21 protein-coding genes are annotated in these 20,868 nt (G+C 62.0%); 15 read left to right on the forward strand and 6 right to left on the reverse strand.

The genetic code is table 11. The features are described 5' to 3' along the window. Positions 1-194: 194 nt before the first annotated feature. From BM416_RS27915 to BM416_RS27945, 7 genes are all read left to right on the forward strand, one after another. Positions 195-1,214 (forward strand): LacI family DNA-binding transcriptional regulator, encoded by a 1,020-nt coding sequence (locus tag BM416_RS27915; protein WP_027607242.1) that lies wholly within the window; start codon positions 195-197, stop codon positions 1,212-1,214. Further along, on the forward strand, positions 1,198-2,202 hold the full coding sequence (locus BM416_RS27920; protein WP_065941842.1) for an ABC transporter substrate-binding protein: 1,005 nt from the start codon (positions 1,198-1,200) through the stop codon (positions 2,200-2,202). The genes BM416_RS27915 and BM416_RS27920 overlap by 17 nt, the downstream gene beginning before the upstream one ends. Beyond that, on the forward strand, positions 2,203-3,021 hold the full coding sequence (locus BM416_RS27925; protein ID WP_092490126.1) for an ABC transporter permease: 819 nt from the start codon (positions 2,203-2,205) through the stop codon (positions 3,019-3,021). Continuing rightward, entirely contained in the window at positions 3,018-3,812 is a 795-nt protein-coding gene (locus BM416_RS27930; RefSeq protein ID WP_065924597.1) for an ABC transporter permease, read from the forward strand. The genes BM416_RS27925 and BM416_RS27930 overlap by 4 nt, the downstream gene beginning before the upstream one ends. Beyond that, on the forward strand, positions 3,809-4,840 hold the full coding sequence (locus BM416_RS27935; protein ID WP_092490127.1) for an ABC transporter ATP-binding protein: 1,032 nt from the start codon (positions 3,809-3,811) through the stop codon (positions 4,838-4,840). The genes BM416_RS27930 and BM416_RS27935 overlap by 4 nt, the downstream gene beginning before the upstream one ends. A 10-nt stretch (positions 4,841-4,850) precedes the next feature. After that, positions 4,851-5,684 carry a phosphodiesterase gene (locus tag BM416_RS27940; RefSeq protein ID WP_092490183.1) on the forward strand — a complete coding sequence of 278 codons (834 nt, stop codon included), beginning with the start codon at positions 4,851-4,853 and terminating at the stop codon, positions 5,682-5,684. Positions 5,685-5,834: 150 nt separating this feature from the next. Continuing rightward, positions 5,835-7,154 (forward strand): OprD family porin, encoded by a 1,320-nt coding sequence (locus BM416_RS27945; protein WP_092490184.1) that lies wholly within the window; start codon positions 5,835-5,837, stop codon positions 7,152-7,154. Between the two features lie 84 nt (positions 7,155-7,238). Here BM416_RS27945 and BM416_RS27950 read toward each other — a convergent pair whose 3' ends face one another. Then, positions 7,239-8,882: a sensor domain-containing diguanylate cyclase gene (locus BM416_RS27950; RefSeq protein ID WP_092490128.1), complete on the reverse strand. Its 1,644-nt coding sequence runs from the start codon at positions 8,880-8,882 to the stop codon at positions 7,239-7,241. A 294-nt stretch (positions 8,883-9,176) separates the two neighbouring features. On the opposite strand from BM416_RS27950, the gene BM416_RS27955 reads away from it, so the two are divergent. Beyond that, on the forward strand, positions 9,177-9,938 hold the full coding sequence (locus tag BM416_RS27955; protein WP_139237786.1) for a M12 family metallopeptidase: 762 nt from the start codon (positions 9,177-9,179) through the stop codon (positions 9,936-9,938). A gap of 148 nt (positions 9,939-10,086) precedes the next feature. Further along, the gene (metE, locus tag BM416_RS27960) at positions 10,087-12,375 is read left to right on the forward strand and encodes a 5-methyltetrahydropteroyltriglutamate--homocysteine S-methyltransferase (RefSeq protein WP_092490130.1); all 2,289 of its coding nucleotides are present in this window, start codon (positions 10,087-10,089) and stop codon (positions 12,373-12,375) included. A 49-nt stretch (positions 12,376-12,424) separates the two neighbouring features. Here metE and BM416_RS27965 read toward each other — a convergent pair whose 3' ends face one another. After that, positions 12,425-13,579, reverse strand: a complete 1,155-nt coding sequence (locus BM416_RS27965) for an acetyltransferase domain-containing protein (protein ID WP_092490131.1) — start codon at positions 13,577-13,579, stop codon at positions 12,425-12,427. Between the two features lie 120 nt (positions 13,580-13,699). On the opposite strand from BM416_RS27965, the gene BM416_RS27970 reads away from it, so the two are divergent. After that, on the forward strand, positions 13,700-14,236 hold the full coding sequence (locus BM416_RS27970; protein WP_092490132.1) for a DUF924 family protein: 537 nt from the start codon (positions 13,700-13,702) through the stop codon (positions 14,234-14,236). A 96-nt stretch (positions 14,237-14,332) separates the two neighbouring features. Continuing rightward, positions 14,333-14,965 carry a glutathione transferase gene (gene yfcF / locus BM416_RS27975; RefSeq protein WP_092490133.1) on the forward strand — a complete coding sequence of 211 codons (633 nt, stop codon included), beginning with the start codon at positions 14,333-14,335 and terminating at the stop codon, positions 14,963-14,965. Here the strand turns inward: yfcF and BM416_RS27980 are convergent. Then, positions 14,940-15,212, reverse strand: coding sequence for a hypothetical protein (locus BM416_RS27980; protein ID WP_092490134.1), 273 nt, complete (start codon positions 15,210-15,212; stop codon positions 14,940-14,942). The genes yfcF and BM416_RS27980 overlap by 26 nt on opposite strands. 132 nt (positions 15,213-15,344) lie before the next feature. On the opposite strand from BM416_RS27980, the gene BM416_RS27985 reads away from it, so the two are divergent. Continuing rightward, a complete protein-coding gene (locus tag BM416_RS27985) occupies positions 15,345-15,989 on the forward strand; it encodes an ATPase (RefSeq protein ID WP_065924605.1) in 645 nt (214 codons plus the stop codon). Between the two features lie 34 nt (positions 15,990-16,023). Next, complete coding sequence (locus tag BM416_RS27990) at positions 16,024-16,356, forward strand: YajG family lipoprotein (RefSeq protein ID WP_027607228.1); 333 nt, start codon at positions 16,024-16,026, stop codon at positions 16,354-16,356. Positions 16,357-16,405: 49 nt separating this feature from the next. On the opposite strand, the gene BM416_RS27995 is transcribed toward BM416_RS27990, so the two are convergent. Together BM416_RS27995 and BM416_RS28000 are read right to left on the reverse strand one after the other, a co-directional pair. Continuing rightward, complete coding sequence (locus BM416_RS27995; protein ID WP_092490135.1) at positions 16,406-17,152, reverse strand: creatininase family protein; 747 nt, start codon at positions 17,150-17,152, stop codon at positions 16,406-16,408. Between the two features lie 30 nt (positions 17,153-17,182). After that, positions 17,183-17,896 carry a murein L,D-transpeptidase catalytic domain family protein gene (locus BM416_RS28000; RefSeq protein ID WP_092490136.1) on the reverse strand — a complete coding sequence of 238 codons (714 nt, stop codon included), beginning with the start codon at positions 17,894-17,896 and terminating at the stop codon, positions 17,183-17,185. 39 nt (positions 17,897-17,935) lie between these two features. Between BM416_RS28000 and BM416_RS28005 the strand changes: the two genes are divergently transcribed. Continuing rightward, on the forward strand, positions 17,936-19,537 hold the full coding sequence (locus tag BM416_RS28005) for a L,D-transpeptidase family protein (protein ID WP_092490137.1): 1,602 nt from the start codon (positions 17,936-17,938) through the stop codon (positions 19,535-19,537). Between the two features lie 80 nt (positions 19,538-19,617). Continuing rightward, entirely contained in the window at positions 19,618-20,250 is a 633-nt protein-coding gene (locus BM416_RS28010; RefSeq protein WP_092490138.1) for a VOC family protein, read from the forward strand. 33 nt (positions 20,251-20,283) lie between these two features. On the opposite strand, the gene BM416_RS28015 is transcribed toward BM416_RS28010, so the two are convergent. Then, positions 20,284-20,802 (reverse strand): P-loop nucleotide/nucleoside kinase family protein, encoded by a 519-nt coding sequence (locus BM416_RS28015; RefSeq protein WP_092490139.1) that lies wholly within the window; start codon positions 20,800-20,802, stop codon positions 20,284-20,286. Positions 20,803-20,868: the final 66 nt, after the last annotated feature.

Consider the following 20,868-nt stretch of genomic DNA (forward strand, 5'->3'; position numbering starts at 1 on the left):
TGAATCGGCAGCGCGCCCGACGCAGCCTCGCTTGCGCTCGGCAGCTGCTACGGGGGTGGGGCCGTGAGGTGAATTGGTTTTCGTAAGAGCGTGCCCAGGCCTGGCTGCCATCAAATCGTCATCTCCCCACCACCTTCCTGCCACATTCCGCCGTTACTGTCCTCGCCAATGAGATCGATCTCAAGCGAGTAAACATGACTGACCTGAAAGACGTCGCGCGACTGGCCGGCGTATCCCGCGCGACCGCCGCCCGCACTTTTGCCTCCCCCGACCAGGTGCGTCCAGCCACCCGTGAGCAGGTGTTCGCCGCCGCCCGTGAGTTGGGTTTTCGGCCCAACCTGCTCGGCCGCCAACTGCGCCTGCAAACCACCCAGTTGATCGGCGTGGTGGTGCCCAATCTGCTCAACCCGGTGTTCGCCGAACAGTTCCAGGCCATGGAGCGCGCCGCACGCTTGCGTGGCTACAGCCTGGTGCTGGCGACCACCGACTACAGCAGCGAGCGCGAGTGCATCGTAGTGGAAGAACTGCTGCGCCAGCGCGTCGATGGCCTGGTGCTGACGGTCACTGATGCCGAAAGCAACAGCGTGCTCAGCAGCCTGAATACCGAACGGACGCCGTTCGTGCTGGCCTATCACCAACCGAGCAATCCCAACTACAGCGCCGTGTCGGTGGACAACCGCGCCGGCATGGCCTTGGCCACGCGTTACCTGCTGGAGGCCGGCCATCGACGCATCAGCATGGTCGCCGGCCCCGCCTTGCAGTCCGACCGCGCACGCCTGCGCTATGCCGGTTACTGCGACGCGATGAAGGCATACGGTCTCAAAAGCCGCGCGGTGATCGAAATGCCCGCCCATACCCAGGCCGAATTCGCTGCCATCCAGCCGTACCTCAACGGCCCCGACGCCCCCAGCGCCCTGGTGTGCTCCAACGACTTCCTGGCGATCAGCCTGATCGCCGAGCTGCGCCGCAACGCCTGGAATGTACCCGGGCAGTTGTCGGTGATGGGCTTTGACGGCATCGCCCTCGGCACCCAGATGCACCCGACCCTGTGCAGCGTGGTACAGCCCATCGCGCTGCTGGCCAGCACGGTGATTGACCAACTGCTGGCGCAGATCGCCGGCAACGATCCCATTTCCCATTGCCTGCCTTGCCATATCCGGCCGGGCGAAAGTACCCAACCCTTTGAGGAGTCCCTTGATGCGCGCATTCAGTAAAACCCTGGCCGCCGTGCTGCTCTGTGGCGTGGCCAGCCTAGCCCAGGCCGCCGACACCGCGATTTGCTACAACTGCCCGCCGGACTGGGCCGACTGGGGCACCCAGCTCAAGGCCATCGCCGCCAGCACCGGTGTGCAGGTGCCGCTGGACAACAAGAACTCCGGCCAGTCCCTGGCGCAACTGGTGGCCGAAAAGGCCGCGCCCGTCGCCGACGTGGTCTACTACGGCGTGACCTTCGGCTTGCAGGCGCAAAAGGCCGGCGTGGTCGAGGGTTACAAGCCCAAGGGCTGGGAACAGATCCCCGCCGGGTTGAAAGACCCCGCCGGCCAGTGGTTTGCGATCCACTCCGGCACCCTGGGCATCATGGTCAACGTCGATGCACTGGGCGGCCTGCCGGTGCCGCAAAGCTGGGCCGACCTGCTCAAGCCGCAATACAAAGGCATGGTCGGCTACCTGGACCCGTCCAGCGCCTTCGTCGGTTACGTCTCTGCCGTGGCGATCAACCGCGCAATGGGCGGCGACCTGGACAACTTCGCCCCGGCCATCGACTACTTCCAGAAACTGGCGAAAAACGCCCCCATCGTGCCCAAGCAGACCGCTTATGCGCGGGTGCTGTCCGGCGAGTTGCCGATCCTGGTGGACTACGATTTCAACGCCTACCGCGCCCGCTACAAGGACAACGCCAACGTCGCCTTCGTGATCCCCAAGGAAGGCAGCATCAGCGTGCCCTATGTGATGAGCCTGGTGGCCAACGCGCCGCACCGCGCCAATGGCGAGAAGGTGCTGGACTTCGTGCTCTCGGACCAAGGCCAGGCACTCTGGGCCAAGGCGTACTTGCGCCCCGTACGCCCGGTGACCATGCCGGCCGACGTCGCCGCGCAGTTCCTGCCCGACAGCGATTACGCCCGCGCCGGTGTGGTGGACTATCAGAAAATGGCCGCTGTGCAGGAAGCCTTCGCCGCCCGTTACCTGAACGAGGTCAAGTAAGTGGCTGCATCGGCAAAACCGGCGGCCTGGGCGCTGGCCCCGGCCTTTGCAGTGCTGTTCGCGTTCTGGCTGCTGCCGCTGGCGCACTTGATGGTCCTCGGCGCCGAAAGCCGCGACAGCCATGGCAGCGGCTATTGGCAGGTGCTCAGCAGCGCGCAGTACCTGGGCAGCCTGGCGCAGACCTGCGTGCTGGCCATCGTGGTGACGTTCACCGCGTTGTTGATCGGTGGCATCAGCGGCGTATTTCTCGCACGCCAGCAGTTTTTCGGGCGCTCGGCGTTGGTGGCCTTGCTCACGTTTCCCCTGGCGTTTCCGGGGGTGGTGGTGGGCTTCCTGGTGATCCTGTTGGCCGGGCGCCAGGGGCTGCTGGCGTCCCTGGGCCTGCAATTGGCCGGTGAGCGCTGGATCTTTGCCTACTCGCTGGCCGGGCTGTTTGTCGGCTACCTGTACTTCTCGATTCCGCGGGTGATCCTCACGGTGATGGCCGCGTGCGAAAGCCTCGACCGCAGCCTGGAGGAAGCCGCGCATTCGCTGGGAGCAGGGCACTGGCGGGTGGTCTGCGACGTGATCGTGCCGGGCCTGGCGCCGGCGTTGGCGTCCTGCGCCGCGATCTGCTTCGCCACGTCCATGGGCGCCTTCGGCACCGCATTCACCTTGGGCACGCGCCTGAACGTGACCCCGGTAGCGATCTACAATGTGTTTACCAACTACGCCAATTTTGCCGTCGCCGCCGCGTTGTCGGTGGTGCTCGGCGCGGTGACCTGGGCGGTGCTGTTGCTCACGCGACGCCTGGTGAAAAATGCGGGGACAGTCTTGTGAAACGCTCATCGCTGTTTGTAATGCAACTGCTGTTCACCTTGCTGGTGTGTGCCTTCATGCTGGTGCCGGTACTGATGTCGTTGCTGGCCGGGTTGACGCGCAATTTTTTCGTCGGCCTGTCCAGCGGCCTGACCTTCGACTGGTTGATCCAGGTATGGCAGGCCTATTCGCCCACCGTATGGCTGTCGTTGCAATTGGCCCTGGCGTGCGCGGTGTGTGTCTGCGTGATTGGCGTGCCGGCGGCCTATGCGCTGGTGCGCATGAACAACCGCTTCAGCCGTGCCTTCGAAGAACTGATGGTGCTGCCGGTGGCGATGCCGGGGCTGGCCAGTGCGCTGGCGTTGCTGCTCACCTATGGCCAGTTCGGCACGTTTCGCAGCAGCTGGTTGTTCATCCTGGTGGGCCATGTGTTGTTCACCTTGCCGTTCCTGGTACGTCCGGTGATGGCGGTGATGCAACGCCAGCAACTGCCGGTGCTGGAAGAGGCGGCGGCCAGCCTGGGCGCCGGGCCGATCAAGCGCTTTTTCAGCGTGGTGGTGCCCAACTGCCGGGCGGGGATTCTGGCCGGCGTGCTGATGGTGGTGACCTTGTCGTTGGGCGAATTCAACCTGACCTGGATGCTCCACACGCCGATGACCAAGACATTGCCCGTGGGCCTGGCCGACAGCTACGCCTCGGCGCGCCTGGAAATCGCCAGCGCCTACACCCTTATCTTTTTGCTGATGATCGTGCCGCTGCTGATTGCGTTGCAGGCCATCAGCGCTCGTTTGTCCCGTGGAGAGCGTCGATGACCGCTATCACTATCCGCCTGCAAGGCTGTCGCAAGGCGTTCGCCGACGGCACCGTGGCCGTGCATGACCTGAACCTGACCGTCGAAGGCGGTGAAACCCTGGCGATCCTCGGCCCGTCCGGCTGCGGCAAGACCACCACCTTGCGCCTGATTGCCGGCCTGGAACGCCCGGATGTGGGCCAGGTTTTTTTCGGCAGCGACGACGTCACCCGCCTGCCCATCGAGCGCCGCGACGTGGGCATGGTGTTCCAGAACTACGCGCTGTTTCCCAACCTCGATGTGGCCGGCAATATCGTCTACGGCTTGAAGATTCGCGGCATGGCGCCGCTTGCGCGGAACAAGCGCTGTGAGGAGCTGCTGGAGTTGGTGGGCCTGCAACAGCATGGCAAGCGCAGCATTCACGAATTGTCCGGTGGCCAGCGTCAACGGGTGGCCCTGGCCCGTGCCCTGGCGCCGCGCCCTAAAGTGCTGTTGCTGGACGAACCGCTGGCGGCCCTGGATGCGCAATTGCGCGAGCGCCTGCGCAGCGAGCTGAATGAACTGCTGCGCGGCCTCGGTATCACCTCGGTATTTGTCACCCACGACCAGGGCGAAGCCATGGCCCTGGGCGATCGTATCCTGGTGATGGAGCACGGCCGCGTCGCGCAACTGGCCAGCCCACGGCAGATCTACCAGCAGCCGGCGAATGCCTTCGTCGCCGGTTTTGTCGGCAACCTCAATGCATTTGCCGTCACCTCGCGAACGGCCCACGGCCTGGAAGTCTGCGGCGGCGAGTTGCCGTGGCAGGCCGCCGACGTGCCCAACACGGTGTACTGCCGCCCTGAACACCTGCGGGTGATGGAGAGCGAAGGGCACTTGCACGGCCATCTATTGGCGCAGTTTTTCCAGGGCGCCCAAAGTCGCCTGTTGGTGGACGTGGGCGGCCCGCAACCGCTGCTGGTGGACAGCAGCGACAACCACCTGTACGCCGTCGGCGCGCCGATTGCCCTGGCGATTGCGCCGCACATGTTGTTCACCCTGAATGCGTGAGAGTTTGCTTGTGAATCGTCCGTTTCTTGTTGCGCAAATCAGCGACCTGCACCTTAAAGCCGGCCAGCGCCTGACGTATGGGGTGGTCGATACCCTGGGCGCGCTGCGCCGTGCCGTCGACCATCTGAACGCCAGCCACCCACGGCCGGATATCGTGGTGGTCAGCGGTGACCTGGTGGACTTCGGTCGCGCCGATGAATACGCCGTGCTGCACCCCGAACTCGCGCGCCTGCACATGCCGTGCTACCTGGTGCCGGGCAACCACGACACACGCGGGCCGTTGCTCGAGGCATTCCGTGATCACGCCTATTTGCCGTTGTCGGCAGAGGGGCCGTTGGACTGGGTGGTGGACGAGCATCCACTGCGCCTGATCGGCCTGGACTCGACTATCCCCGGCGGCCATGGCGGGCAGTTACTGGACAGCCAATTGCAATGGCTGGATGAGCAACTGGCACGACGCCCGGACGCTCCGACGTTGCTGATCCTGCACCATCCACCGTTTATCAGCGGCATCGGCCATATGGACCGCGAACCCTTTATCAATGCCGCCGCATTGGAAAAAGTCGTGTCTCGCCACCCGCAAGTGGAACGCCTGCTGTGCGGGCACCTGCACCGGCCCATGCAACGACGCTTTGGCGGCAGCCTGAGTTGTGTGTGCCCCGGTACTTCCCATCAGATTGTGCTGGACCTGCAGGACGCCGCGCCCGCGCATTTCAACCTGGAACCGGCGGGGTATCTGTTGCATCGCTGGGATGCGCAACAGGGCTTGATCAGCCACAACGGCGTGTTCGGGGATTACCCGGGGCCGTATCCGTTTTATGACGCTCATGGATTGATTGACTGAGGTTTACGGAGGTTTCACTTCACTCAACTCGCTAACAACTAAGCAACTGAATAACCGTTAACGCCCCGGCCAACTTCACATTTGGCCGACGGCATCCTGCTGCCCATTTTTTGCGCCCGGAACCTGGATTCCGCGCCGGAGTTCGTCCTGATGAAAGCCACGTTGAATGTATTAAGTGTATTGACCGGCGGCCTGGGCATTGCCCTGAGCCCCTTGGCGTCCGCTGACTTTTTGAGCGACAGCAAAGCCAACTTGAGCATGCGTAACTTCTACTTCAATAACGACAACCGCGACGGCACGGCGGCACCGTCGAAGACCGAAGAGTGGGGCCAGGCCTTTATCCTCAACTACCAGTCGGGTTTTACCGACGGCACCGTCGGTTTTGGCCTGGACGCCATCGGCATGCTCGGCGTGACCCTCGACAGCAGCGCCGCGCGCCATGTCGGCAGCTCGATGATCCCCACCGAAGACGGCAAGGCCACGGATAACTGGGCCCGTGGTGGCGCGACGGCCAAGGCACGCTTTGCCAAGACCGAAGCGCGCTACGGCTACCTGCGCCCGAACCTGCCGATCCTGGTGAGCAACGACGGCCGCCTGTTGCCGCAGTCGTTCGAAGGCGGGCAGGTCACCAGCAAGGACATCGACAACCTGACCCTGGTCGGCGGCCAGCTCGAGCACACCACCGGCCGCGGTTCCAGCGACCGCAGTGGCCTGGCAGTGGCGGGCGCTACCCAGGAAAGCAATAAATTCACTTACGCCGGTGCGGACTACCAACTGACCAAGGACCTGATGGTCCAGTACTACTACGCCAACCTCGAAGACTATTACCAACAGCATTTCGCCGGGTTGATCCACGTATTGCCGCTGGGCGAATACGGCTCATTGAAAACCGACCTGCGCTACTTCAATACCCGCTCCGACGGCAAAAACAGCAGCGCCGCCGGCCGTGCCGAAGGCTACAAGCTGGGCGGCTATACCAAGAACGGCAACGGTGAAATCGACAACAACACCTGGAGCGCCGCGTTCATCTACTCCCTGGGCCCACACGCGATCACCGCCGGCTACCAGCAAGTCTCGGACGACAGCAACTTTGCCCAACTCAACCAGGGCGGCCTGGTGAACAAAGGCGAGGGCGGTGCCAGCCTGTATCTCTACACCGACCGTACCGTGCAGACCTTCATCCAGGCCGGCGAACGCACCGCGTTCGCCCAGTACGCCTACGACTTCGCGTCCCTCGGCGTACCGGGCCTGAAGGCCTCGGTGATGTACCTCAAGGGCGAGCACATCCTCACCACCAGCGGCAACGACGCCAGCGAGTGGGAGCGCGACATCTCGCTGGATTACGTGGTGCAGAGCGGCACATTCAAGAACGTCGGGTTCGGCTGGCGGAACGGCGTGTCGCGCAGTGAAGTGGCGCGGGACCAGGACCAGAATCGGGTGTTTGTGAGTTATTCGATTCCGTTGATGTAAGAGCAAGGCAGTAACCGCCCCCCACCTGTGGCGAGGGAGCTTGCTCCCGTTGGGCTGCGAAGCGGCCCTAAAAGACCGTGGTGCTCACGCCACCCGGTTCCTGCCCGCGCCCTTGGCCTCATACAAGCGCATGTCCGCGCGCTTGAGCAATGCCAGGGAGTCGCGGTCAGAAGGCTCGGCCACGCCCACGCCGATACTCACGGTCAGGCGACCCACGCTTGGAAAGACTGCCGCCTCGACAGCCGCACGGATCTTTTCGGCGACCACGTCAGGGCTGTCCGGCGCTTCGACTTCCGGCAGCAGCACGGCGAATTCTTCTCCGCCATAACGGGCAACGAAATCGGTGGCGCGCGTGGTGTTTTCTATCAGGGCTGCCAGTTGGCATAGCACATCGTCACCGATGGCATGCCCGTAGGTATCGTTGACGCGCTTGAAATAGTCGGCGTCGATCAGCAGCAGGGCGAAGGTGCGGCCGGTACGTTGGAACAGCAGGCTGTTCTCGGCGAGTTTTTCGTCGAAGCGGCGCCGGTTGAACACGCCGGTGAGGGCGTCGTGGGTGGCCAGCTTGAGCAGGTCGGCGTTGGCCTGGGTGAGGTCGGCGGTGCGTTGCGCCACGGTGGCTTCCAGGGAGGCGTTGGCGTCTTGCAGTTCACGTTCCTTGGTGAGCAGCGATTGCGTCATGCCGGTGAGCGATTGCCCCAGTTGGGCAATCTCCAGCACCGGGTGTTCCTGGGGGAAGACCGCGCCGGGCTGATGGTCCTGCACCTGTTTGGCGGACTTGGCCAGGCGTTCGATGGGGCGGCTGAGTGAGGAGGCGAGGTAATACGCAGCCACGATAAAGATGATCGCTGCGAGCAGGCCGAACACCAGTAATTTGTACAGCAGGCTGCGCGCCGGTTGCAGGGCTACGTCCAACGGCTGGCGCACCATGATGTACCAGCTCACCCGCGCGTTGGACGGGCTGGGGACGGCGACCGAGGCGGTGACGTAGCCGTTGTCGGTGAACCAGCCGGTTGGCGTGACCAGCTTGTCTTTAGGCATTTGCTCACCGGCGAGGGCTTCGGGGTAAAGCACCTTGCCATCGAAGTCGACAATCAAGGCCTCGATATCGGGGAGGGCGTCTTTCTGCGTCACGGCGGACGCGACGATCTGCGTCACCCAGCGCCAGTGGGCATGGGCGCCCAGCACGCCAATCGTTTCGCCGCTGGCATTGCGAATCGGCGCGGCAAAGTCGATAAAGCGCAGCGGCTCGCCATTCGCCGCACCCGGCAGCAGTTTGGCCAGCAGCACTGCCTCGTGGGGATCGCCGGTGTACTCACCGCGCAGGCCGGCCTGGAACCAGGGGCGTTGCTGCACCGATTGATTGACCAGCAGCCCATTGACCGCCTGGCGCACACGCCCGTCGGCGTCGGCAACCCCCATCCACGCGTACTCGGCGCGCGATTGGGTGCGCAGTTCCATCAAGGCCAGGATATCCGGCGCGTCCAGATCGCCACGGCGAAACAGCGGGGCCTTGCTGAGCAAGGACACTTCCAACTGCCGTTCGCGCAATTGCACAGCCAACAGTGCCGCCGTCGAGCGCGCAGTGCTCAACAGCGCGTTGCCACTGGCCTGTTTCATCTGCTCAGTGGCGATGTGCCCTACGTAAAAACCCACGCCCATCAAGATGAGCAGCGATAACCCGGCAAACCACAGGGTCAGGTGACTACGCAGGCTGGCTTTGATCATGAGTGCTCATTTGAAGGGTTATTTCGGGCCATGGTATGCGTAATAGATAGGCCGCGACCAGTGGTGGGTGATCTGCAGTGGAGTGCGATTCATTGCAGCCGCTCATTCCCTGGAATTTGCGCGCATTGGACGCGATCAGTGAAACTGAAGAAGGCGCGGGAAGCGCTCTGGAAGAGCGAACTCGGCGAAGCCGGCATGTGTGCCGTTGTTCGTAAACTTTCGTCATAGAGTCTGAGGAACGAATAACGCTGAAGTACGACGTACCGGGAATACGTCACAGCCGAGGACACTACGTTGAACGTTAATCCGAATGCCTACTCAAGTGCTTTTATACCACCCCATCAGCCCAGCGACAGCGTCGACCAAGCCAGCAGTAAAACGGCATCTGTACTTTCCAGAGGAAAGCGAGGGGTCGCTACTCAAGATGGACTGTGGCCGCAACATTCAACTCTAAAAATTTCCATGGCGGGCATGACCGAGGAGCAAAAGAAATTCACAAGAGACAACATCAATAAATGGGCGCCTCACGTTAACTTGAAGTTCGACTTCACTGACAAGCCCGGTGGGGATATCAGAATTGAAGGGGGGGACGGCAATTGGTCAGGGTTGGGCACTGAGTCGAAACGTCAAGACGCCGATAAACCAACCATGCTCATCAACTTCAAGAACGGGATGAATACAGGGAGTGCAGCCACGATATTGCATGAGTTTGGCCATGCCCTAGGGTTGTATCATGAACACCAACATCCGGAAAACACCTTGGATTTGAACATGTCGCAGATTTACCCAGCCCTGGCCAGCCAATCTGATCGAGAAGGGGTTGACTACAATATGAAAAAAATAACTGAAGGTGTCGTCAGTGCTCCCTACGATCAAAAATCCATTATGCATTACGGTTTTGCTGCCAATTGGCTCAACGACGGTAAAGCCATCGAGAGAAATAGCGAACTCTCAAAGGGTGATATCAGTTTTATACGTTCACTCTATCCTCCCAAGATAAGAAAGCCCGCCTCCTCCCCATGGTGGGACTACCGTGGCCTTTACAAGCGTTCTTGAGATGCTCCAGCGGCACAGGGCGGTGGCTGTTGAGGTGTTGCTGGTGAGTATGAATAAAAATCTTGTTCATCAGAAATAAAATGAGTTTGTCTCATTATGCTGTGCTGTCGACAATAGCTCCCATCCCAACCGCTTGGAGTTTTTTGTCATGGCAGTCGCTCATTCCCTCGGATTTCCGCGCATTGGACGCGATCGTGAACTGAAAAAAGCGCAGGAAGCGTTCTGGAAGGGCGAACTTGACGAAGCCGGCCTGCGGGCCGTCGGCCGTGAATTGCGCAAGACCCACTGGGATCTGCAGAAACAGGCCGGTATCGAGTTGCTGCCTGCCGGCGATTTTGCCTGGTACGACCAGGTGCTGACCCACTCGCTGATGTTCGGCGTGATTCCCGAGCGTTTCCGCCCGGCCGACGGCAACGCCACCCTGCACACGTTGTTCGCCATGGCCCGGGGCGTCAGCGACAGCTGCTGCGGCGGTGCCCATGCCCAGGAAATGACCAAGTGGTTCGATACCAACTACCACTACCTGGTGCCTGAATTCAGTGCCGACCAGCAGTTCCACCTCGGTTGGGACCAACTGTTCGACGAAGTTAAGGAAGCCCGCGACTTGGGTCACACCGTCAAGCCGGTGGTGATCGGCCCGCTGACCTACCTGTGGCTGGGCAAGGCCAAGGGCGCTGACTTCGACAAGCTCGACCTGCTTGAGCGCTTGCTGCCGTTGTACGGCCAGATCTTCCAGCGCCTGGCCGACCTCGGCGTGGAATGGGTGCAGATCGACGAGCCGATCCTGGTCCTCGACCTGCCGCAGGAATGGAAGAACGCGTTCGAGCGTGCCTACAACCTGATCCAGCGTGACCCGCTGAAAAAGCTGGTGGCGACCTACTTCGGTGGCCTGGAAGAGAACCTCGGCCTGGCCGCGAACCTGCCGGTGGATGGCCTGCACATCGACCTGGTGCGTGCGCCGGAGCAGTATCCGACCATCCTCGACCGCCTGCCCGCTTATAAAGTGCTGTCCCTGGGCGTGGTCAACGGCCGTAACGTCTGGCGTTGCGACCTGGAAAACGCCCTGGCCACCTTGCAGCACGCCCATGAAAAACTCGGTGATCGCCTGTGGGTGGCGCCATCCTGCTCGCTGCTGCACAGCCCGGTGGACCTGGGCCGTGAAGACCAGTTGGATGCCGAGTTGAAAAGCTGGTTGGCATTCGCCGTGCAAAAATGCGCCGAAGTGGCGGTGCTGGCGCAAGCGGTTAATCAGCCTGAAGCGCCCAACGTCCTTGCTGCCCTGGCCGAAAGCCGCGCGGTGCAGGCGGCCCGCGCGGCCTCGCCGCGTATCCACAAGCCTGCGGTACAAGCGCGGGTGGCGGCGATTACCCGTCAGGACAGCCAGCGCCAGTCGCCGTTTACCCAGCGTATCGAGAAACAACGTGCGGGCCTGAACCTGCCATTGTTCCCGACCACCACCATCGGTTCGTTCCCGCAGACCGCATCGATCCGCCTGGCGCGGCAGTCCTACAAACAGGGCAAGTTGAGCCAGGCCGAATACGTCGAAGCCATGCACAGCGAGATTCGTCACGCCGTCGAGGTGCAGGAAAACCTCGGTCTGGATGTGCTGGTGCACGGGGAAGCCGAGCGCAACGACATGGTCGAATACTTCGCCGAGCAGTTGGATGGCTACGTGTTCACCCGCTTTGGCTGGGTACAGAGCTACGGTTCGCGTTGCGTGAAACCGGCGGTGATCTTCGGCGACTTGAGCCGCCCGAAGGCGATGACGGTGGAGTGGATCCGCTACGCCCAGGGCCTCACCCGCAAGGTGATGAAGGGCATGCTGACCGGCCCTGTGACCATGCTGATGTGGTCGTTCCCCCGCGAAGACGTGGGCCGCGAAGTGCAGGCCCGCCAACTGGCCCTGGCGATTCGCGACGAAGTGGTCGACCTGGAAGCCGCCGGCATCCAGATCGTGCAGATCGACGAAGCCGCGTTCCGCGAAGGCCTGCCGTTGCGCCAGGCGCAGTGGCAAGGCTACCTGGACTGGGCCACCGAAGTGTTCCGCCTGTGCGCCTCGGGCGTGCGGGATGAAACCCAGATCCATACGCACATGTGCTACAGCGAGTTCAACGATGTGATCGAGTCCATCGCGGCCATGGATGCCGACGTGATCACCATCGAGACGTCACGCTCGGACATGGAGCTGCTGGATGCGTTCGAAGCTTTCGCGTACCCCAATGACATTGGCCCAGGCGTCTACGACATCCACTCGCCACGCGTGCCGGATGCCTCGGAAATGGCCAACCTGCTGCGCAAGGCCGCCCGGCGGATTCCTGCCGAGCGCTTGTGGGTAAACCCGGATTGCGGGTTGAAGACGCGGGGGTGGCCGGAGACGGAAGCGGCGTTGATCCATATGGTCACCGCAGCTCGCCAGCTACGGGCCGAGTTGGCTTAACCTCTCGATCGTTCCGACGCGCTGCGTGGGAACGATCATCCATGTCAGGTCAGAGGTATTTAAGCCACGCCAGGTCGCGCCGCCGCGCCTTGAGCGCGGCGAACCAGCGCACCGGTGGGTAGAGCGCCAGGGGTAATGCCAGCGCCATCAGCCACACCGCACCGATACTGTCGAAGCCAAAGTAGTTGCCATGGTTCACGCCAAACAGCGCAACACAGGCGACATACAGCACTTTCAGCACATACAGGTGCAGCAGGTAAAAGAACATCGGCACCGAACCAAACACCGCCAACACGCCGATCCAGCGTCGATGCCCCGCGCGTTCAAACGCCAGCAACAGCAACAGCCCAATCCCCAGGGTCAACGCCAGGAACAGCAGCGAAGGCGGGTACTTGGTGACGTTGAAAAAGCTCATCAGTGTCTGCACGCCGTTGTCATATGCCTGCCAGGGTTTCTCGCCGTAGCCATTGAGCCCACGCAACAGCACAAACCCCAGCAACGCACCCAAGCCTCCGAGCAGCAAATACCGCTGGCGCACGGCAGGCCGCATGGCACTGGCAAACCACGGTCCCAGGCCGTAACCCAGGGCAATCACGCCGATCCACGGCAGTACCGGGTAGGTCGTGCGCAGGCGCAGGGTGTCGGACACGTCAATCCAACTGCGTTCATGCAGGATCGTCCACGGAATATGCAGCGCCGAGCCTGGGGCGAAGTGCAGGCCATCCAGCAGGTTGTGCCCGCCGATGATCACCAGCGCCAGCACGATCAACAGCGGGCGCGGCAACCACACCAGGGCGGCGAGGGCGAGCATGCTGATGCCAATCGCCCAGATCACCTGCAGATAGATCACGCTGGGCGGCAGTTGGAAGGTCCAGGCGAAGTTGACCAGGGTGAATTCCAGTACCACCAGGAACAACCCGCGCTTGAACAGGAACGCCGACACATCGCGGCGGCCCTGGTATTTCTGGCCGTATAAAAACGCGGATAACCCCGTGAGCAACACAAACACCGGCGCGCACAGGTGGGCGAGGGTGCGGCTGATAAACAACGCGGGCTCGGTGCTGTCGATGCTCATCGGGTCGCTGACCTGGCGATGCAGCAGGAAGGTTTCGCGTACGTGGTCGAGCAGCATGAACAGGATCACCAGGCCGCGCAGGGCGTCGATGGAGAGCAGGCGTTGGCGCAGGGGAACGGCATCGGTCATGGGCGGAATCACAGGGCAGGGCGGAAAATTGGCGTTATCCTATAACATTAATCAACGCGTTGCCCTCCGTTGATCCCGCTTCTGATACCTTCAGTGAATTCACACCCGGAGCCCCTGAGCATGAGCACCCCTCAAACCGTCATCGACTTCTGGCGGCACGCCGGCCCCAAGCGCTGGTTCGCCAAGGACGATGGGTTCGACGCCACCTTCCGCGACACCTTCCGCGCCACCCACCTGCAAGCCGCCCGGCGCGAGCTGGAAAGCTGGCTGGATTCGGCCGAAGGCGCCTTGGCCTTGTTGATCCTGCTCGACCAATACCCACGCAACGCCTTTCGCGGCACTGCGCACATGTTCGCCACCGACCCGCTGGCGCGCCTGTACGCCCAGCGCATGGTGGACGCCGGGCTCGACCAGCAGGTGGAGCCGGCATTGCGCGCGTTCTGTTATTTGCCGTTCGAACACTCGGAAGACCCAAGGGACCAGCAACGCTCCCTGACCCTCAATCAGCAACTGGATGCCAACACCTACCGCTGGGCCAAGGAACACGCGCAGATCATCGAGCGCTTCGGGCGCTTTCCCCATCGCAATGCGGTGCTGGCCAGGGTCACCACCGATGAAGAGCGCGCCTTTCTGGACAAGGGCGGGTTTGCCGGTTAACCCGCTATTCCGCTCGGGAATGCCCCCATAAAAACCGCGCATTGTCTTTCTTGGCGCGCATCTCGTAGCGTAGGGCTTCACCCAAGGAGCCCCGTTATGAACCAGCCCCCGTTGCGCCTCTACGTTGATTCGCTCTACACCAGTCCGTACGCGATGTCGGTGTTCGTTACCCTGCGGGAAAAAGGCCTGGCCTTCGACCTGGTCACCCTGGACCTCGACGCCGCGCAGAACCAGACGGCCGACTTTGCCCAGCTATCCGTGACCCAGCGCGTGCCGACCCTGGTAGAAGGCGATTTTGCCTTGTCGGAATCCTCCGCGATTACCGAATACCTGGACCAGGCCTACCCCGAGACCCGCGTGTACCCGGCCGATCCAAAACAGCGGGCGAGAGCGCGACAGGTACAGGCGTGGCTGCGCAGCGATTTGCTGCCGATTCGTCAGGAACGCTCGACGATGGTGGTGTTCTACGGGCAGAAGATGCCCCCACTGACCGCCGTGGCTGAAGCGGCTGCTGCCAAGTTGATCAGTGCGTCGCAGGCGCTGCTGGCGGGTAATCCGCCATACTTGTTCGGTGAGTGGTGCATTGCTGACGTGGATTTGGCTGTGATGCTCAATCGCTTGATCCTCAACGGCGACAGCGTGCCTGTCGAACTGGTGGCGTACGTACAGCGCCAATGGCAGCGGCCGTCGGTGCAGGAATGGGTCAACCAGCCACGTCCTGCGCTGTAGCGTTTGCAGTCATTTGCGCCACGCGCCGGTCCAGGTCTTCCCAATCGGCCATGCCCAGCACCCGGGTGGTGTTCAAGCCACGCAGGTAACCGCGCAATTGCTGGGCACTGGCGTGCACCTGGTCGGCCTCTGACGCCTCATCCAGCAGTACCTGTTCATACTCGACCAGGTAATCGGCGACCCGCTCGCGAAACTCCGGCAAGACGGCTTCGCGGATGCGGTCGAAGGTTTTCTGGTGAGGCTTCATGGCGTGGTCCTTATAGGTTTTATGTGAGCACTATCGGTTCAGATAATAGTCACCATCATGCAACGCAAGTTCTGTTTTTTCAGGAAAAGCGCAAAATCGCCTGCATCGAGACGCTGTTCAAGGAAATGCGCGATGAGGACGTTGATTCAGCTGGGTTTAATGATGCTGATGCTGGGCACTGTGATCGTCAACAACGCAGCGATCGCTGATGAATTGCGTGCAGGCCATTTGCTACCTATCGTCGGTAGCGTAGACTCCCTGCAGCATGCGCAATCGGTGGGGGTGTTGTTAAGCGATAACACCCGCGACAACCTCAGCTACCTTGAACGCTACCACGACATGGCCTTGAACGGCGCCAGGGATGCCCTTGACGCAGGTATCCGCGAGGCGTTCGTCAACAGCTCCGACCCGGAACTGGCCATTGATTGGTTGATGAGCTCGCTGCAGGGAACCTTTTTGTCGGTGACGGTCTACGACAACCTGGATGCCCTGGTGCAGGCTCGCCCCGATGTGGTGGTGATGCTCGATACCCATAACCAACTGCTGACCCAGCGCAACGATCAGGTCGAGGCGCGTTTTATCGCACGGTTTTATGACGCGAACCTGCAATACATCGCCAAGGCCGAAGGCTCGGTGCACAGGCAGGTGCCCTCGGTGTGGGTGCACGACAAGGCCGCACCGGAGATTGCCGCGCGGATCGAGCAGCAGCGGGATGTGCAGCTCGATGCGCTGAAGCAGTTCGATGCCTCGCTCAAGGCGCTGGTTCGCGCGGGTTGATGTGAACCTTTATTTTTAGACTCGGGATTTTTTCATGCGCTCTTTTTTCGTACCGGTCGCGGCCCTGTTGCTGGCCGGTTGTGTTTCCGCTCCCAATAATCCGACCTTGACCCTGCAAACCGGCAAGAGCCCGGATGACTATGTGCAATGCCTGCTTCCCAAGCTGGAAAAGCACGGCATCACGTCGACGGTGACCCAGAACTCGCGCCACGCCAAGCTGGTGTTGACCAGCAAGATTGCCGCCGATGACGTGCTGGAGGTCTACAAGGCGGGGGACGGCGGCAAGGTGTTTTTGTACGAGCGCAAGCCGCTGGCGTCGACCATTACGCCGTCGCGGCTTGAACAGGTGGCGCAGGACTGCAGATAACCAATGTGGAAGAGGGCAAGCCCCTCCCACATTTGAATCCGCATAAGGCCTAAGGTCTGGCTTCGTTGCTGAAGCTGTTAACCGTTTTCACCAGCCCTTGAGCCGCCAGCACCACCAACTCCCCACCTTTCTCCACCGTCGCCAGCGCCGGGTCCGAGCCCATGCGCCCATCGGGGAAGCGTGCGCGGAAGTCCAGGGCTTCACGGATCGGCCCGGTGTTGGCGATCTGCGGGGAGTAGTCGGCCGACTTGATCGCGTCCGGGTACGCCCACTGCGTCACCGCGATTTCCGAAGGCGTCGCGTGGCTGCCATGGCCTACCGGGAATTGGCGGTGCGCCAGGTCAGTGACGCCTTCCAGGTCCCACCAGTTCACCAGCTTCAACGCAAACCCGGCAGGGCGACGGCCGAAGCTCGCCTCGGCGTACAGCTCGGAAAACGCTGCTTCAATCGTGGCGATATTGCCGCCGTGGCCGTTCAGAAACAGGATCTTGTCGAAACCATGCCCGGCCAGCGAGCGCACCCAGTCGCCGATCGCAGCGATAAAGGTGGAAGGGCGCAGGGAAATGGTGCCGGGAAAGCCCAGGTGATGCTGGGCCATACCGATATTGAAGGTGGGGCCGATGAGGATGTCGGCGTGCTTTTGCGCCTCATGGGCGATGATTTCCGGGCACATCCAGTCGGTGCCCAGCAGGCCGGTGGGGCCGTGTTGTTCGTTGGAGCCGATGGGGATCACCACCGTGCGGCTGCGTTCCAGGAACTGCCCGATCTCGATCCAGGTCGATTGATGTAGAAGCATGCGAAGCTCTCTTTTATCTGTGGGGACAGGCTAACCGCCACGGATTGTACGACTACTCGCCACCTGCTGGGGTTTGCAATTGAGGTACGTCGAGGACTTCAGCCAACGTTGGTCGGGGTACCACGAAAACATGAACTGCCCATCCTTGAGCTTGTCCACCACCTGGCGTGCCACCTGCGGGCGCACGGCCGGGCAACCCTGGCTGCGGCCGATGCGGCCTTCGCGCTTGCTCCACAAGGGGCTGACGTAGTCGGCGGCGTGAATCACGATGGCGCGGTCGCGGGCCTGGTCGTTGAACCCCGGCTCCAGGCCGTCCATGCGCAGCGAGTAGCCATGGGTGCCCAGGTAGCTTTCCTGGGTGCGGAACAGGCCCAGGCTGGATTGATGGCTGCCTTCCAGATTGGAGAATTGGGTGGCGAAGTTTTCCCCGGACTTTGCGCCGTGGGCCACCAGGTCGCGCAGCACCAGGGTTTTCTTGCGCAGGTCGAAGATCCACAGCCGACGGGCGGTCGAAGGCTGGGAGTAGTCAATCACGGCCAGGCGCTCGGAGCGTTCCTCGCCATTATTGACGGCGCATTGCACGGCGTTCAGGGCGCTTTTCAGTACCGTGGGATTGAGTTCTGGAGCCGAGCGCGCCAGGCTGCTATACAAGGAAGGAGGGTTGCCATTGGCGGCGAGCGTAATAGTGCTCAGTAAAGCCAGGCCCACGGTGACCAAACCGAGGCGGCATATAAAAGTCAGCATCTACAGTACATCCCCCCACTGTGGATTGGAGCAAAGCTATTGTTCAAAAAACACGCATGTTACTTGAGCATTTGCCTGCTCGTTGCACCATTGGTCGCCACAGCCGACGTGCTGCCGGTCGAGCCATTGCCGGTCACCACGCCGGCGCCGGTCGAACTGGCCCCGCTGCAACAGGCAATGGCGCAACTGCCGGGTGTCTGCCCCAGTCTTGCCGCGCAGATAGACGCCGCCGCCCAACTGCGCCTGCAAGCGTTCTACCAGCAGCAGGGTAATGGGCCGCTGTGGTCCGCCAACGATCGCCGCGAGGCACTGCACGCCCAATTGCAGCTGCTCGCCGATGACGGGCTCGACCCCACCCACTATAGTCTGCCTGCGGCGGATGCCATGGCCAATGTGCTGTGCAGCGACATCGACATCAGCCAGCACTACCTGCAAGCCCTGCAGGATCTGCATTACGGGCGCCTGCAGCAATCGCGCTTCGAACCGCTGTGGCATTCGCAGCCGCCCACCCGCGACCCCGACACCGAAGTGCTGGCCCTCGCGGCCCTCGGCCTGCAAAACATGGCGCAAGCCTTTGACCAGGCGCGCCCCAGCGCCGACCTGTACCGCAGCCTGCGCAACGCCTATTCCACGGTGCGCCTGCAACCCTTGCCCCATTGGGATCCGGTCGGCAGCGGCCCGTTATTGCGTCCCGGCATGGACGACCCGCGCGTCCCGGAACTGACCCGTCGGCTCCACAGCGGTGGCTACCTGTCTGTCGAACCCAAGGGCGCGGGCAAACAATACGGTCCGGAACTGGTCGCGGCGGTGAAGGCCTTCCAGCTCAGCCACTCCCTGCAATCGGACGGCGTGATCGGTGCCGGTACCGTGGCCGAACTCAATATCAGCCCGGCCATGCGCCGCGAACAATTGCGCATCAACCTCGAGCGTTTCCGCTGGCTGGCCCAGGACCTGGAGCCCGAAGGTGTACTGGTCAACGTCGCCGCCGCGCAGCTGAGCGTGTACCAGAGCGGTATCCCGGTGTGGCAGACCCGCCTGCAAGTGGGCCGCGCCGAACGCCAGACGCCCCTGCTCAAATCTCGCATCACCCGGCTGACCCTCAACCCCACCTGGACCATCCCGCCCACCATCATGCGCGAGGATAAACTCCCGGCCATCCGCCTCAACCCCGAATACCTGCGCCAGCAGAACCTGCAAGTGCTCGACGCCGAAGGCCACCCGCTGGCGCCGGAAAATATCGACTGGGCGCGCCCCGGCAACATCCTGCTGCGTCAGGAAGCCGGCCCGCGCAATCCACTGGGCAAGATCGTGATGCGCTTTCCCAACCCGTACTCGGTGTACCTGCACGACACCCCCAGCCAACCGCTGTTCACCAAGGGCCCGCGCGCGTTCAGCTCCGGTTGCGTGAGGGTCGAACAACCGCTGCTGCTGCGCGACCTGCTGGTCAGCCCGGCCGAACGCGCGCGCACCGATGAACTGCTGGCCACCGGCGTGACCCATGAATTCCGGCTGGCCACCCCGGTGCCTGTGTTGTTGGGCTACTGGACGGTGCAGGTCGACGGCCAGGGTGACCTGGTGTATGCGCCGGATATTTATGGGCGCGACCTGGTGTTGATGAAGGCGATGGGGAGTGTGCTCTGAGGCCCCCATTGCAGAAGCGGCTGATTGTTTCGTTGAGCCGAACGAGTTTCCCCTGTGCCTTTACCTCAGGATGAGACCTTATGCAGACCTCGCTGGATCATCTGGTTATTGTCGCGCCCACGTTGGAAGCGGGTGACGACTTCGTGAGTCAGCGACTGGGTGTGCCACTTCAACCAGGTGGTTGTCATCCGCTTATGGGAACCCACAATAAATTGCTGCGACTGGGCCCGGATTGCTACCTGGAAGTGATCGCGGTTAATCCTGAGGCCCCACCTGTGGATCGGCCGCGGTGGTTTGATCTGGACAGGCTGGCGCACAACGCTTCTGCTCGGCTGGCGCATTGGGTCGCGAAGACCGACACCTTGAAAACGCTTGACCCGATGCTGGCAACGCTCGTCGGCCAGGCGCAGCCGATGAGTCGAGGGGAGTTGCGTTGGGATATTACAATTTCAGCAGACGGCAAACTGCCTTTGGAGGGAGCCGCGCCCAGTTTGATTAAATGGAGACAGGCGGCACACCCTGCGACGATGCTTGAAGATAAAGGTTGCTTATTGCAAAACCTGGATATTTTTCATCCTGCACCCGAGAGGATCTATCACCTGCTGGATGCCATGAATTTTTCCGGGCCGGTGCGACTTCATCGGTGCGACAGCGTCGAGGCGTCACGTTTGGTGTCTTGTATCCAAACGCCAAGCGGCCTCGTAAGTTTATAAGGTGCGTCCAGGGTAACCCCCAGGGGCAGGTGTTCATTTCGGCGTGTCGGCCGCAAGGTTCAGGTGTGCCAGGATCATTGCGACTGACTCTGCCGCCGCTGAAAGTGCGGTGTCGATCGTCAACGGCGTTTTTTCCCAACGCTCATATTCATGCGCCGATACGGACTGCCACGTTGGCGGCGTCAACCCAGGAATGTCGCCCGTACGGGTTTCCACCCGGCGCCGGTGTTCCTGTGCGTCCGTACACACCACCTGAATATTGACCAGCGCCACGTCTGCCGTAGCGGCCGTCGCTGTCCAGGCTGCCCGACTTTCCTGCACCGGGTTCACGCAATCGGCCACCACCCTACGGCCCAACTGCAAGTTACTCAGCGCCAGCGCATTCGCCACGCCGTAGCCGCTGGCACCGACATCACCCGCCAATACGCCCGCGTCGCGAATCGCCTGCTCGATCACATCGATGCGCAGGTAAACCGCACCGGTCTGGCGCGCCAACTCGCGGGCAATCGTGGTTTTGCCGGTGCCGGGCAGGCCGCTGAAGACGATAAGCATGCTTGACTCTCGATAAGGTTGGGTCGGTTCAGGGTATCCTCCAGTTCCCCCACCGGTCGACCCCAG

The organism is Pseudomonas sp. NFACC42-2 (genome assembly GCF_900116055.1).
In the GTDB taxonomy this organism is placed as follows: Bacteria; Pseudomonadota; Gammaproteobacteria; order Pseudomonadales; family Pseudomonadaceae; genus Aquipseudomonas; species Aquipseudomonas marginalis.